General features: G+C 42.1%; 26 protein-coding genes. 23 read left to right on the top strand and 3 right to left on the bottom strand.

Annotated elements, in window-relative coordinates; all coding sequences use genetic code 11:
• Nucleotides 1-4: 4 nt before the first annotated feature.
• Complete coding sequence (locus CJD30_RS01615; protein ID WP_294915641.1) at nt 5-232, bottom strand: hypothetical protein; 228 nt, start codon at nt 230-232, stop codon at nt 5-7.
• 36 nt (nt 233-268) lie between these two features.
• Nucleotides 269-817, bottom strand: coding sequence for a ribonuclease HII (locus CJD30_RS01620; protein ID WP_294915643.1), 549 nt, complete (start codon nt 815-817; stop codon nt 269-271).
• A 60-nt stretch (nt 818-877) separates the two neighbouring features.
• Here CJD30_RS01620 and CJD30_RS01625 point away from each other — a divergent pair, with 60 nt between their 5' ends.
• A complete protein-coding gene (locus tag CJD30_RS01625; protein WP_294915645.1) occupies nt 878-1,555 on the top strand; it encodes a TIGR04219 family outer membrane beta-barrel protein in 678 nt (225 codons plus the stop codon).
• On the opposite strand, the gene CJD30_RS01630 is transcribed toward CJD30_RS01625, so the two are convergent.
• Nucleotides 1,552-2,616 carry an ATP-binding protein gene (locus tag CJD30_RS01630; protein WP_294915647.1) on the bottom strand — a complete coding sequence of 355 codons (1,065 nt, stop codon included), beginning with the start codon at nt 2,614-2,616 and terminating at the stop codon, nt 1,552-1,554. The genes CJD30_RS01625 and CJD30_RS01630 overlap by 4 nt on opposite strands.
• 170 nt (nt 2,617-2,786) lie before the next feature.
• Between CJD30_RS01630 and rpsJ the strand changes: the two genes are divergently transcribed.
• Genes rpsJ through map form a run of 22 tightly spaced genes read left to right on the top strand, consistent with a single transcriptional unit; the run spans nt 2,787 to nt 13,168 of the window.
• Entirely contained in the window at nt 2,787-3,098 is a 312-nt protein-coding gene (gene rpsJ, locus CJD30_RS01635) for a 30S ribosomal protein S10 (protein WP_013459053.1), read from the top strand.
• Nucleotides 3,099-3,108: 10 nt separating this feature from the next.
• Nucleotides 3,109-3,684, top strand: coding sequence for a 50S ribosomal protein L3 (gene rplC / locus CJD30_RS01640; RefSeq protein WP_294915649.1), 576 nt, complete (start codon nt 3,109-3,111; stop codon nt 3,682-3,684).
• Nucleotides 3,681-4,295, top strand: coding sequence for a 50S ribosomal protein L4 (gene rplD, locus CJD30_RS01645; protein ID WP_294915740.1), 615 nt, complete (start codon nt 3,681-3,683; stop codon nt 4,293-4,295). Before rplC ends, rplD begins: the two co-directional genes overlap by 4 nt.
• A 1-nt stretch (nt 4,296) precedes the next feature.
• Nucleotides 4,297-4,578, top strand: a complete 282-nt coding sequence (locus CJD30_RS01650; protein WP_013459056.1) for a 50S ribosomal protein L23 — start codon at nt 4,297-4,299, stop codon at nt 4,576-4,578.
• A gap of 1 nt (nt 4,579) precedes the next feature.
• Nucleotides 4,580-5,425: a 50S ribosomal protein L2 gene (gene rplB / locus CJD30_RS01655; protein WP_294915652.1), complete on the top strand. Its 846-nt coding sequence runs from the start codon at nt 4,580-4,582 to the stop codon at nt 5,423-5,425.
• Between the two features lie 2 nt (nt 5,426-5,427).
• Nucleotides 5,428-5,709, top strand: a complete 282-nt coding sequence (rpsS, locus tag CJD30_RS01660) for a 30S ribosomal protein S19 (RefSeq protein WP_294915654.1) — start codon at nt 5,428-5,430, stop codon at nt 5,707-5,709.
• Between the two features lie 9 nt (nt 5,710-5,718).
• Nucleotides 5,719-6,036: a 50S ribosomal protein L22 gene (gene rplV / locus CJD30_RS01665; protein WP_294915656.1), complete on the top strand. Its 318-nt coding sequence runs from the start codon at nt 5,719-5,721 to the stop codon at nt 6,034-6,036.
• 2 nt (nt 6,037-6,038) lie between these two features.
• Nucleotides 6,039-6,749, top strand: a complete 711-nt coding sequence (gene rpsC, locus CJD30_RS01670; RefSeq protein WP_294915658.1) for a 30S ribosomal protein S3 — start codon at nt 6,039-6,041, stop codon at nt 6,747-6,749.
• 2 nt (nt 6,750-6,751) lie between these two features.
• Nucleotides 6,752-7,177, top strand: a complete 426-nt coding sequence (gene rplP / locus CJD30_RS01675; RefSeq protein ID WP_294915661.1) for a 50S ribosomal protein L16 — start codon at nt 6,752-6,754, stop codon at nt 7,175-7,177.
• The gene (rpmC, locus tag CJD30_RS01680; protein WP_294915663.1) at nt 7,164-7,349 is read left to right on the top strand and encodes a 50S ribosomal protein L29; all 186 of its coding nucleotides are present in this window, start codon (nt 7,164-7,166) and stop codon (nt 7,347-7,349) included. The genes rplP and rpmC overlap by 14 nt, the downstream gene beginning before the upstream one ends.
• Before the next feature lie 10 nt (nt 7,350-7,359).
• The gene (gene rpsQ, locus CJD30_RS01685; protein ID WP_294915665.1) at nt 7,360-7,611 is read left to right on the top strand and encodes a 30S ribosomal protein S17; all 252 of its coding nucleotides are present in this window, start codon (nt 7,360-7,362) and stop codon (nt 7,609-7,611) included.
• Nucleotides 7,608-7,976 carry a 50S ribosomal protein L14 gene (gene rplN / locus CJD30_RS01690; RefSeq protein ID WP_294915667.1) on the top strand — a complete coding sequence of 123 codons (369 nt, stop codon included), beginning with the start codon at nt 7,608-7,610 and terminating at the stop codon, nt 7,974-7,976. The genes rpsQ and rplN overlap by 4 nt, the downstream gene beginning before the upstream one ends.
• On the top strand, nt 7,976-8,206 hold the full coding sequence (gene rplX / locus CJD30_RS01695) for a 50S ribosomal protein L24 (RefSeq protein ID WP_294915669.1): 231 nt from the start codon (nt 7,976-7,978) through the stop codon (nt 8,204-8,206). The genes rplN and rplX overlap by 1 nt, the downstream gene beginning before the upstream one ends.
• A gap of 2 nt (nt 8,207-8,208) precedes the next feature.
• Nucleotides 8,209-8,754 (top strand): 50S ribosomal protein L5, encoded by a 546-nt coding sequence (gene rplE, locus CJD30_RS01700; RefSeq protein ID WP_294915671.1) that lies wholly within the window; start codon nt 8,209-8,211, stop codon nt 8,752-8,754.
• Entirely contained in the window at nt 8,754-8,939 is a 186-nt protein-coding gene (locus tag CJD30_RS01705) for a type Z 30S ribosomal protein S14 (protein WP_037949667.1), read from the top strand. The genes rplE and CJD30_RS01705 overlap by 1 nt, the downstream gene beginning before the upstream one ends.
• A gap of 41 nt (nt 8,940-8,980) precedes the next feature.
• Nucleotides 8,981-9,376, top strand: a complete 396-nt coding sequence (gene rpsH, locus CJD30_RS01710) for a 30S ribosomal protein S8 (protein WP_294915673.1) — start codon at nt 8,981-8,983, stop codon at nt 9,374-9,376.
• Between the two features lie 9 nt (nt 9,377-9,385).
• Complete coding sequence (gene rplF, locus CJD30_RS01715) at nt 9,386-9,922, top strand: 50S ribosomal protein L6 (protein ID WP_294915675.1); 537 nt, start codon at nt 9,386-9,388, stop codon at nt 9,920-9,922.
• A gap of 11 nt (nt 9,923-9,933) precedes the next feature.
• Complete coding sequence (gene rplR, locus CJD30_RS01720; RefSeq protein WP_294915677.1) at nt 9,934-10,290, top strand: 50S ribosomal protein L18; 357 nt, start codon at nt 9,934-9,936, stop codon at nt 10,288-10,290.
• A gap of 9 nt (nt 10,291-10,299) precedes the next feature.
• On the top strand, nt 10,300-10,743 hold the full coding sequence (rpsE, locus tag CJD30_RS01725) for a 30S ribosomal protein S5 (RefSeq protein ID WP_013459071.1): 444 nt from the start codon (nt 10,300-10,302) through the stop codon (nt 10,741-10,743).
• 3 nt (nt 10,744-10,746) lie between these two features.
• Nucleotides 10,747-11,145: a 50S ribosomal protein L15 gene (gene rplO, locus CJD30_RS01730; RefSeq protein ID WP_294915680.1), complete on the top strand. Its 399-nt coding sequence runs from the start codon at nt 10,747-10,749 to the stop codon at nt 11,143-11,145.
• A complete protein-coding gene (gene secY, locus CJD30_RS01735) occupies nt 11,145-12,407 on the top strand; it encodes a preprotein translocase subunit SecY (RefSeq protein ID WP_294915682.1) in 1,263 nt (420 codons plus the stop codon). The genes rplO and secY overlap by 1 nt, the downstream gene beginning before the upstream one ends.
• A gap of 2 nt (nt 12,408-12,409) precedes the next feature.
• Entirely contained in the window at nt 12,410-13,168 is a 759-nt protein-coding gene (gene map / locus CJD30_RS01740; RefSeq protein WP_294915684.1) for a type I methionyl aminopeptidase, read from the top strand.
• Nucleotides 13,169-13,174: the final 6 nt, after the last annotated feature.

Below are 13,174 nucleotides of genomic sequence, written 5' to 3' on the forward strand. Positions count from 1 at the left end.
AGATTTACTCTTTCCGATAGCGTCCTGCTTTGCAGCCGCTTTGGCTGCTTGGCGGATTGTCTCTCAAATAACATAAATCTTCATGCGCTTGCTTTAAAACCTTACTTTCTCGTAATAACGGCAACATCTTTTCATCTTTTTCATTCTGGGAAAGTGATTGATTGTAGATCAATGCTTTGACTTCTGCATCCACCGCAGCAAGTGCTGTTTCTATGTGAGTGATCGAAACCATAATATCCCCTTTTTGATGGATTATAGCTGTCTGATTCTAAAATAACGAAGGTTGGAGTGCTTTTAATTTAAAACTTTTACGATGGATTTCGCTATAGCCGTATTGGCGTATTGCTTGGATATGCGCATCACTGCCATATCCTTTATTCTTGGCAAAGCCGTATTGGGGATATTGAGAAGAAAACATGATCATTTCACGATCTCTAGTCACTTTTGCCAAAATGGAAGCGGCGCTTACTTCAGGAACTGTCGCGTCGGCTTTTACCATAGTGCGAATTTGACTTACACCAAATTTTGAATTACCATCGTAGAGATAATCAGCATCACCGAGTGCGTGGATGATTTCCCGTAAGCCTGTTGCAAGACATTCAGATAATCCCAAATCATCGATTTGCTTTGCACTGAAGTGGGCAATATGATAAGAAGCATTTTCACAAATAATATCGAACAGTTCTTCCCGTTTTTTTTCTGAGAGTTTTTTGGAATCGTTTAGGCCCTTAATCGGTTTATGCAAAATGACACCGGCAATCATTAGCGATCCAGCTAAAGGACCTCGTCCAGCTTCGTCAATTCCACATAAAACCATATTAATCCACCTTTTTCTTTTGTATAATGGCATATTAGCATAGAATCAAAAAGGATCATTATGAAAAAAGTATTACTTGCGCTGTGTGCGGGAAGCGTTGTTGCATCAGCATCGACACTTCTTGGTTTTGGAGTTGAAGCAGATTATTATTCTCCGGAGGCAAAAGGAGATTTCCGTTATACGGATAATGGAGTGACAACATCAACCCGTTTTAACGGAACAAACGAAAGCAGTTATCAATTAGGTCTATATTTGGAACATCCGATTCCGATGCTTCCTAATATACGAGTCGATTTTACTCCTGAAACATCATTTGTAGGTGACAATATCAGTGGTGCAGGGACGAATACGGTTAAATTTTCTCAAACCGATACGACGTTATATTATGAACTTTTAGATAATGTTGTTGATTTGGATCTTGGGGTAAGCGGCAAATATGTTCAAGGCAATGTCTCGGGAGCCGTTAATCAAAGCTTTAACGTTCTTATACCGATGGGATATGTTGCGGCAGGGGTAAAACTTCCAGTTCTTCCTATTCGGCTTGATGCGGATTTAAAATATGTCGGTTATAGCGGTAATTCGATCAGCGATATTCGTATCAAAGCATCTTGGAAAGTGTTTGCCGCCTTAGAAGCGGTTGCCGGATACCGCTATGAATCACTCAAACTGGATGAAAACGACATCTATTCGACTTTGAAAATCCAAGGCCCGTTTATCGGAATAGGATATCGTTTTTAATCATCACTCAATGCCCATCTCTCAAACGGAATCATCTCAATCCGTGAAACCGGATGAGAGAGGGTACTTTCCAGATTCATCGTTACGACAATAACTTCTAAAACACGATTCGATACGATAAATGCTTCTAAAGACTCTACTTTTTTGAAAAGCGCGTGTTCATTCGCAAACGGTGAAGCAATGATAATTTGCTGCCGCTGCGGTAGATAAAAATCGATCCCTTCATCGTAATAACATTCGATTTGGTGTTTATCCAATTCTAAAAAGACAAGATTTTCAAAGAGGCGTCCGAAATGCTTCTGAACTATAAGGGCATGTTTGATCGCAATGTCACATAGATAGAGCTTTTTGACCGCATTGGGGTGGTTGTACTTTGAAAGACTTTTAATGTAACCTCTTTCATACATAGATTGCAGATGCAAATAGAGTTTATCTTTTGAAATTTTTCGCTCATTTTTGAGCCGTTCGTACAGATTGAATGCAGAGACTTTTTGCGTCACCATTTTTGAAGCTTGAGTAAGAATGGAGAATTCGATCGGTTCTAATACGCGTTTGAGTGTGTTTTGAATGTAAAGGGCTCTCTCTTCACTTGGGATACGATGCATTGCAGGAAATCCACCTAATTGAAAAAAATGGTTTAGAGCAGTAGAATCGAATTTGCTCTCAAAAGCGAGAAACTCTTCATAATCAAGCAATGGGAGCTGAAGTGTTTGAAACGGAAGTTCAAGCGGCGTTTCGGAAGTAAGAAGAATTTGATCGATCTCAAAAAGCTGTATGGAATCATGATAGTTGTCCAGTGCAAGGATCGAGATCTTATTTTCTCGGCAAAACGGCGCTAACGTTGCATTGAGTTCATCGATGTTCAGACGCATATCGCGACAATCGAGATAAAGGTAGGTCGATTTTTTGCGGGACAGGAGATAGTTTTTGAGCAAAGCACTTTTTCCTGATTGAGATATTCCGTAAATCAGAGTATGTTCTTCATCAATTGTAAACTTACGTTCTATAAACCCGGCATTATGTAAATCGTATCGGTAGTATTCATCTAATAAAGTATTCATGCTGATAATCATATCCTAAAAATGTAATTTCCTTTTTAAAAGGAAGTAAATTTTAGCTAGTAACCGTTTTTTACCCCTAAAATCCTTGACCCAAAGAGACGATGTCGGTATAATTTCGCCGCCTTATATAGTCAGTTCGACTGACGAGTTCTTTTATCTAAGGAAAAATTATGGAAAAAATTCGTTTGAAACTTAGAGCATACGATCATCGTGTTCTTGATCGTTCAGTTGCCTCTATTGTTGAAGCTGTAAAGCGAACGGGTGCGGAAATCCGCGGACCGATCCCTTTGCCAACCAAGATTCGTAAGTATACGGTTCTTAAATCTCCGCACGTCAATAAAGACTCACGTGAGCAATTTGAGATCCGCATGCACGCACGTTTGATCGACATCGTGTCGGCTACGCCAGATACAGTTGATTCGTTGATGAAGCTTGACTTGGCTCCGGAAGTGGACGTAGAAGTTCGCTCTATGGACAAGTAAGGAGTAGGGTGTGGAATACATTGTAGAAAAAATCGGCATGAGCCGAACAATCGGTGCTACAAGCAAAGTAGTAACTCTTTTAAAAGTAAAAGAAGCGAAAGTTTGTGAAGTAAACGACGGTGTTGCTCTTGTAGCATACAGCGAAGGTAAATCGATGAATAAACCGGTTGAAGGTCAACAAAAGAAATATAATCTTTCTGCTGAATTCAACAAATTTGCAACATTGGAAGTATCAAATACCGAAGCTGGTGATTTGGATATGGCTCCTTTGGCAAATGCACAAACGGTTAAGTCATCTTTCAATACAAAAGGTCGCGGTTTTACCGGTGTTATGAAACGTTGGAACTTCGCTGGGGGTCCTGGTGCACATGGTCACCGTTTCCACCGTACAAGTGGTTCTATCGGTAACCGTGAATGGCCGGGTAAAGTCCAAAAAGGGCGTAAAATGTCAGGACAATACGGTAACGAGCAAGTAACCGTTAAAAACGAAGTTATGTCATTTGACGCAGAAAACGGTGTATTGGTTGTTGTGGGTTCAATCCCAGGAGCAAACGGTGCATTAGGTCGAGTAAAGGTTGTTAAATAATGAGCGCGATTGTACTGAACGAAAAATTCGAAAAAGCCTCAGAAGCAGCATTGCCGGAGAGCTTTAGTGGTATCAACCCGCATAACCTCTACTTGTACGTTAAATCGTATCAAGCAGGTCTTCGTGCAGATACTGCGTCAGCTAAAACACGCAGTGAAATGCGCGGTGGTGGTAAAAAACCATGGGCACAAAAAGGTAAAGGTGGAGCGCGTGCCGGTTCACGTCGTTCACCTGTATGGGTAGGCGGAGCTGTTGTACACGGTCCAAATACTGGTCGTAACTACGATCAAAAAATCAATAAAAAGCAAAAGAAATTGGCGCTTAAATGTGCGTTGGATGCTTTGGCTCAAGCAGGGAAACTATTCATCGTTGATACGATCGAAGTTCCAAGCGGAAAAACAAAAGATGCAAAAGTATTGTTTGATAACTTGAACGTACGTGATGCATTGCTCGTCAAAAAAATCCTTGACGAAAAAACGTATTTGGCATTCCGTAACATCTCTAAAACGTACATTGTTGAAGAGAATGAACTCAACGCCTTTTTGGCTGCGACATACCGCTCGGTTGTAATCGAAAAAGCGGTATGGGAAAATCTGACTAAAGAGAGCTAAGATGGCAGATATTACTGATATCAAATCAATCCTGTATACAGAGAAGACTCTTGGTCTTCAAGAAGAGGGTGTTATTGTTGTTCAAACGTCTCCACGTATGACAAAAAACGCTCTTAAAGAGGTGTTTAGAGAGTATTTCGGAATCGTTCCGGCTCGCGTTAACTCACTAAACCAAGACGGAAAAGTAAAACGTTTCCGTGGTCTTGCTGGTAAACAAAACGACTTTAAAAAGTTCTATGTGAAATTGCCAGAAGGCGCACAAATCGATAGTTTGGCGGTGTAATATGGCGATCAAAACGTATAAACCAACCACCCCGAGCCGACGTTTCTATACAAACGTTGACAACTCGGACATCACGGCAAAAGCGTCAGTTCGTTCATTGTTGGTAAAACTTCCTGCAGCTGCTGGACGTAACAACAACGGTCGTATCACATCACGCCATAAAGAAGCGGGAGCTAAAAAGCTTTACCGTATCATCGATTTCAAACGTAACAAATTCGGTGTTGCCGGAACTGTTGCAGCAATCGAGTACGATCCGTATCGTAACTGTCGTATCGCTTTGATCAACTATGTTGACGGTGACAAACGTTATATCCTCCAACCAAAAGGTTTAGTAGTGGGTGATAGCGTTATGGCTGCTGAAAGCGGTTTGGACATTAAAGCGGGTAACGCAATGAAATTGATGAATATCCCTGTAGGGACAACGGTTCACAATATCGAACTTAAACCAGGTAAAGGCGGACAAATCGTACGTTCAGCTGGTACATCTGCACAAATCATGGGTCGTGAAGGGAAATATGTTTCACTTCGTCTTCCATCAAGTGAAATGCGTTATGTTCTTGGCGAATGTATGGCAACTGTCGGTACTGTAGGTAACGAAGAGTACATCAACGTCGTATTCGGTAAAGCGGGTCGTACTCGTCATATGGGTATCCGTCCTCAAACACGTGGTTCTGCTATGAACCCTATCGATCACCCGCACGGTGGTGGTGAAGGTAAAACAAACTCAGGACGTCACCCGGTTACTCCATGGGGTAAACCGACTAAAGGTGCTAAAACACGTAAGAAGAAAGCAAGTGATAAACTTATTATTACTCGCCGTAAACCAAATGCTAAAAGGGTAGGCTAATCATGGCTAGATCAGTAAAAAAAGGCCCATTCGTTGATGGACACCTTATGAAAAAAGTGATTGCTGCCAAAGAGACGAAAAACACTAAACCAATCAAAACTTGGTCACGCCGCAGCGTGGTATTGCCAGACATGATCGGTTTGACGTTTAACGTTCACAATGGCCGTCAGTTTGTTCCGGTTTTCGTAACGGAAAACCACATCGGTTACAAACTTGGTGAATTTGCACCAACACGTACATTTAAGGGCCATAAAGGTTCTGTACAAAAGAAAATCGGGAAATAAGGAAGAGATATGGCAAGAGCACTATTAAAATTCGTTCGCGTATCTCCGACTAAATCTCGTTTGATCGCTCGCGAAGTTCAAGGAATGAATGCAGAGCAAGCAATGGCAGCATTGGAGTTCACTCCAAACAAAGCCGCACGTATCATTGCCAAAGTGGTAGCATCAGCAGTTGCTAACAGCGGTATCGACGCACAAGATTGTGTTATCACATCTTGCCGTGTTGATAACGGTCCGGTTTTGAAACGTTTTATGCAGCGTGCACGTGGTACCGCTTCAGGTATCCGCAAACCGACAGCACACATTTTGGTAGAAGTAGAGGGTAAATAATTATGGGTCATAAAGTTAATCCTATCGGACTTCGTCTCGGTATCAACCGCAACTGGGAATCTCGTTGGTTTCCAAACTTTAAAACAGCTGCGGTTTCATTGGGCGAAGACCATAAAATCCGTACCTATTTGAAAAAAGAACTCTACTATGCCGGTGTGAGCAATATCGTAATCGAGCGTACTGCGAAACGTCTTCGCGTTACAATCATTGCAGCTCGTCCGGGTATCATTATCGGTAAGAAAGGTTCTGACATTGAAAAAATCAAAGAATCTCTTCAAAACCTTATCGGTAAACCAGTAGCGGTTAATATCAAAGAAGAGAAAAAAGCACAAGCTTCTGCACAACTTGTTGCAGAAAATGTTGCTACTCAACTTGAAAAACGTGTTGCTTTCCGCCGCGCGATGAAAAAAGTTATGCAAAATGCACAACGTGCAGGCGCTAAAGGTATTAAAGTTTCAGTTGCAGGTCGTCTTGGCGGTGCTGAGATCGCTCGTACTGAGTGGTACCTTGAAGGTCGCGTACCGTTGCATACACTTCGTGCAAAAATCGATTACGGTTTTGCAGAAGCTCACACCACATACGGTGTAATCGGTATCAAAGTTTGGATTTTCAAAGGTGAAGTTCTCACAAAAGGTATCCAACCAGAAGCAAAAGAATCTAAAGAAGAGGGTCGTGAAGAGAAACCACGTCGTCCTCGTCGAAAGGCTGACTAATCATGTTAATGCCAAAGCGTACGAAATATCGTAAACAAATGAAAGGGCGTAACCGTGGTTACGCTACGAATGCAAACAAACTTGATTTCGGTTCAATCGGATTCAAAGCAACGGAAGCGGGACGTATTAACTCTCGTCAAATCGAAGCGGCTCGTATTGCAGCAAACCGTCATATCAAACGTCAAGGTAAAATCTGGATCCGCGTGTTCCCGGCTAAACCATTGACTGCCAAACCACTTGAAGTGCGTATGGGTAAAGGTAAAGGTTCTGTTGACCAATGGGTAATGAACATCAAACCAGGCCGTATCATTTTTGAAATGGGTGGTGTTGAAGAGACTCTTGCTCGTGAAGCTTTGTCGCTTGCGATGCAAAAACTTCCGTTCAAAACCAAAATTGTAACTGCGGAGATGAGCAATGAAATATACTGATTTGAACGGCAAAACAGCTGCTGAACTTCAAGGGATGCTCAAAGAGAAAAAAATTGAGCTTTTCACTTTGAAAATTAAGCAAAAAATGATGCAATTGACTAACACGAGCGAACTTCGCGCGGCTAAAAAAGACATTGCACGCATTAACACTGCTATGAACGCAGTGAAGTAAGGGCTAAGCTATGACACATAAACGTGAAATTCAAGGTATCGTAGTTACAAAAGCAGGCGACAAAACAGCAACTATCGTTGTTGAGCGCCGTGTTATGCATCCACGTTACCACAAAACGGTAAAACGTTTCAAAAAATACATGATTCATGATGAAAACAACCAACTTAACGTTGGTGATGAAGTGGTTGCGATCGAGTGCCGCCCACTTTCAAAAAGCAAATCGTTCCGTCTTAAAACTCTTGTTAAAGGAGCGAACGCATGATTCAAAGTTTTACTCGTCTTGTTGTAGCCGATAACACAGGGGCTAAAGAGCTCATGTGTATCAAGGTTCTTGGCGGTTCAAAACGTCGTTATGCAACAGTAGGTGATGTTATCATCGCTTCTGTTAAAAAAGCGGCTCCAACTGGTAAGATCAAAAAAGGTCAAGTTGTTACAGCAGTAGTTGTTCGTACGAAAAAAGAGGTTCACCGTGAAAACGGTTCATTGATCCGTTTCGACGAAAATGCAGCCGTAATCCTTGATAAAAAACGTGAGCCGATCGGTACACGTATTTTCGGACCTGTAAGCCGTGAAGTTCGTTATGCAGGTTTCATGAAAATCGTATCACTTGCTCCAGAGGTTGTATGATGGCAAAATTTAATTTCAAAAAAGGCGACATCGTAGAAGTGATCGCCGGTGATGATAAAGGTACAAAAGCAGAATTGCTTGCGGTTATGCCTAAGAAAAACAAAGTGATCGTTAAAGGTGTTCGTGTTGCGAAAAAAGCAATCAAACCTAGCGAGCAAAATCCACAAGGCGGATTCTTGAGCAAAGAAATGCCTGTAGATGCATCAAATGTCCGTAAAGTTGAGGCGTAATCATGGCACGACTAAAAGATAAATATTTGGCTCTTAAACCAGAGCTTCAATCATCTCTCGGAATTGCAAACGTTATGCAAGTTCCGGCTTTGGAAAAAGTGATCATTTCTGTCGGTTGTGGTTTTGCCATGAAAGATAACAAATTGATCCAAAGTATCCAAGATACTATCAGCAACATCGCTGGTCAACGCGCATCTGTAGTAGTTGCACGTAAATCGGTTGCTGGATTTAAAGTACGTGAAGGGATGCCAGTTGGTGTTAAAGTAACACTACGCGGTGCTCAAATGTACGATTTCATGGATAAATTGATTTCATTGTCACTTCCACGTGTTAAAGACTTCCGTGGTATTCCACGTAACGGTTTTGACGGTCGCGGAAATTACAACTTCGGTATTACTGAACAATTGATCTTCCCTGAAGTCAATTACGATGATATCATGCAAATCCACGGGATGAACATCACTGTGGTAACGACTGCTACGCAAGACAAAGATGCATTCAAGCTTCTTGAAATGCTCGGTATGCCGTTTGCTAAAGGGAGAGAATAATGGCTAAGAAGTCAATGATCGCCAAAGCGGCGCGTAAACCTAAATTTGCAGTCCGTGCGTATACACGTTGTCAGATCTGTGGTCGTCCACACTCTGTCATCAGTGATTTCGGAATTTGTCGCGTTTGCTTCCGTAAAATGGCAAACGAAGGGTTAATCCCAGGCGTTAGAAAGTCAAGCTGGTAATTCCAGCCTGATACTCCTAATGATTAGATAAGGAATATTAAATGATTAATGATTTGATCGCGGATTCGTTGACTCGTATCCGTAATGCGGCTATGCGTCGTTTGGATTCTACAACATTGATGCACTCAAAAGTTGTAGAAGCGGTAGTTGCCATTTTGGCAGACAAAGGTTATGTTGAGAGCTTTAACGTTGTTGAAGACGGCGTTAAAAAAACGATCAATGTCGTATTGAAATACGATGAAAAAGGTCGTACAGTAATCAATGAAGTAAAACGTGTTTCTAAACCGGGACGTCGTATTTACAAAGGTAAAGATGAACTAAAACGTTTCAAAAACGGTTACGGTACCATCATTGTCAGTAGTTCTAAAGGGGTTCTTCCTAACGATAAAGCGTATGAGCTTGGCGTTGGCGGTGAAGTCCTTTGTACAATTTGGTAAGGAGATAAGATGTCACGTATTGGAAAACTTCCTATTTCTATCCCAGCTGATGTAAAAGCAACACTTGATGGAGCTGTCATCACTTTCGTGAAAGGTTCAACAACTCAAGTATTGGATACTCGCGGTAACTGTGGTGTTACACTTGAAGATAACACTTTGACGTTCAGCACAAACTCTGATCAACGTGCGGATCGTGCGTTTTGGGGTACTTACCGTGCTTTGGCGGCGAATATCATTACCGGTTTAACAACTGGTTTCGAGAAAAAATTGGAGATCAACGGGGTTGGTTACCGTGCTGCGGTAAACGGAAACGTTTTGAATCTTCAACTCGGTTTCAGCCATGACATCAACTACGATATTCCTGCGGGAATCACTATGGCTGTTGAGAAAAACGTTATTAGCATCAAAGGCGCTGACAAACAACAAGTTGGTCAAATTGCTGCTGAAATCCGTTCATTCCGTCCACCGGAACCGTATAAAGGTAAAGGTGTTAAATATTCTGATGAGACTATCCTGCGTAAAGCCGGTAAGACATCTAAGAAATAAGGAGCGATGAAATGACAGCTAAAACACTAAAAAATAAATCGGCGAAACGTGTTCAACGTAAACGCCGTATTCGCTCTAAAATTTCAGGATGCGCTTCTTTGCCGCGTGTGTCTGTTTTCCGCTCTAACCGCTATATCAGCGCTCAAGCGATCAACGACGAAGCAGCGGTAACGTTGGCAGCAGTACACTCAAAAACTTTGGGTTTAAAAGCAAACAAAGCGGATGCTGAAAAAACAGCAGCTGTATTTGCTAAAAACCTCAAAGATGCCGGAATCAATGAAGTTACGTTCGATCGTAACGGATTTTTGTATCACGGTGTTGTAAAAGCGTTTGCCGAAGCTCTTCGTGCAAATGAAATCAAGTTTTAAGGTCACGAGATGCAAGCGATTAACAGAGAAGAATTTTCAGAAGCGATTGTAAACATCGGTCGTGTAACTAAAGTTGTAAAGGGTGGTCGACGTTTCCGTTTTACCGCTCTAGTCGTTGTGGGAAATAAAAAAGGGACCGTAGGTTACGGAGTTGGGAAAGCGAAAGAAGTTCCAGACGCTATCCGTAAAGCGGTTGACGAAGCATTCAAAAACTTGACAGAAGTGAAGATCAAAGGGACAACCATCGCTCACGATATCGAAGTTAAATACAATGCAAGTCGTATCTTGCTTAAACCTGCATCAGAAGGTACAGGGGTTATCGCCGGTGGCGCTACCCGTCCGGTACTTGAGCTTGCGGGGATCCAAGACATCTTGACGAAGTCTTTGGGTTCTAACAATCCAAACACTGTGGTACGTGCAACAATCGATGCGCTATCACGTATCAAAGGATAAGGTATGGCACTCGAAAATCTTACCCCTGCTGAGGGTTCAACCCACAGCAAAAAACGTCTTGGCCGCGGTCAAGGAAGTGGCCAAGGTAAAACAGCCGGTAAAGGTCACAAAGGGCAAAAAGCACGTAAAGGTTACAATGAAAAACGTAACTTCGAGGGTGGACAACAACCACTTGCTCGCCGTTTGCCAAAAATCGGTTTTCAATCACGTGTTGTAAAACCAACCACAATTAACGTTGAAAAAGTAAAAGAGATCGCGAATCTTGCTGAAATTACAATGGAAAGCATCCGTGGTGTTCACCGATTGCCAAAATCTGTCGTTAGCGTTAAACTTGTTGGTGCAAGCGCTAAAGATTTAGCATCTAAAATCAAAGACGAAAACGTTACAACAACTGGTAAATAATGAACCAACAACTTGTAAACAAGATCTTAATTACGATCGGTTTTCTCTTTATCTACCGTTTACTGGCATACGTGCCGGTACCGGGTGTTGACACGGCTGTAATCGCGTCATTTTTTAACTCTCATCAAGCTGACGCATTAGGTCTGTTTAATATGTTTAGCGGTAATGCCGTCGAACGTCTCTCCATTATTTCTTTAGGTATCATGCCTTATATCACCGCATCAATTATCATGGAACTTTTAGCAGCTACATTTCCGAATTTAGCGCAAATGAAAAAAGAGCGTGATGGTATGGTGAAATACATGCAAATCATCCGTTATGCGACGATTGCGATCACAATTGTGCAAGCGATCGGTGTGAGTGTCGGATTGCAGAGTATGACGGGCAAAGATGGCAGCAGTGCGATCTTGGTCGATCACAGTACATTTATGACTCTAGCAGTTGTTTCTATGCTAGCAGGTACTATGTTGTTGATGTGGATTGGTGAGCAGATTACCCAAAGCGGTATTGGAAACGGGGTCTCATTGATCATTTTCGCCGGTATTGTATCGGCAATTCCAAGTGCGATTTCGCATGCGGTAACGATGGTTAACACCGGTGCAATGGGCTTCTTGTCGTTGATCGGAATTATTGCATTGATTGTTGCCACAATTTTAGTCATTATCTATGTAGAGCTGGGTGAACGCCGTATTCCGGTAACTTATGCCAAAAAGACGATGATGCAAAATCAAAATAAACGGGTTATGAATTACATTCCGGTGAAAGTAAACCTGTCAGGTGTTATTCCGGTTATTTTTGCTTCGGCAATTTTGATGTTTCCTATGACGGTAATGTCATCAAGCACTAACCCGACGATTCAAGCAATCGCGGATGTATTGAACCCGAATCATTATTTTTTTAATATTTTGCAATTCTTGTTCGTTGTATTTTTTGCTTTCTTTTATGCATCGATTGTATTCAATGCCAAAGATATTGCAGACAATTTAAAACGTCAAGGCGGGTTTATTCCGGGAGTTCGTCCAGGAGAATCAACCAAAGAGTTTTTGAATGATACTGCAGGGCGTTTGACCATTACGGGAGCTATATATCTTGGTTTGATTGCAACATTACCATGGGTAATCGTAAAAGCGATGGGTGTTCCGTTCTTCTTTGGAGGGACAGCCGTTCTTATCGTAGTACAAGTTGCTTTGGATACGATGCGTCGTATTGAGGCACAAGTATATATGAGCAAATATCAAACCCTTAGCGCGGTTGGCCTATAACAATGGCGATTGCGCTACGCAAAAATGATGAAATTGCTTCACTTCGTGCCGCGAATCAAATCGTCGGTGCGACTCTGGAGTTGTTAGCTTCTCATACCAAGCCGGGGATGACCCTAAAGGAGCTTGATGCTATGGGTGAGGATTTTATCCGAAGCCAGGGCGCAATCCCTTCTTTTAAAGGGCTCTATGGTTTTCCAAGTGCAGTTTGTACCTCTGTCAATGAAGTGATTATTCACGGAATTCCGACCGATTATGTACTTCAAGAGGGCGATATTGTTGGATATGATGTAGGTACAAAAAAAGGCGGTTATTTTGGGGATGCTGCTATCTCACTCGGTGTGGGGAAAATTTCTCACGAAGATGAGGCTTTGATAGCGTGTTCTAAAGATGCTCTTTATTTTGCGATCGACATTATCCGCGACGGTATGCGCTTTAAAGAGCTTTCCTATGAGATTGAACAGTTTATCCTTGCTCGGGGGTTTGTCCCTTTGCGCGGATTCTGTGGTCACGGGATCGGTAAAAAACCGCATGAAGAACCGGAAATTCCAAATTATATGGACGGAACCAATGCCAAAGCAGGTCCGAAAATAAAAAATGGAATGGTTTTTTGCTTGGAGCCGATGATTTGTCAAAAAGAGGGAACTTCCAAAATCTTGGCAAATGGCTGGGATGTGGTCAGTACAGATGGGCTGCGAGGCTCTCATTACGAGCATACGGTTGCAATTATCAACGGTAGAGCTGAAATATTATCAATCGCGTAAAGGAAG

Origin of the sequence: Sulfuricurvum sp. PD_MW2 (assembly GCF_002633015.1) — a bacterium.
In the GTDB taxonomy this organism is placed as follows: domain Bacteria; phylum Campylobacterota; class Campylobacteria; order Campylobacterales; family Sulfurimonadaceae; genus Sulfuricurvum.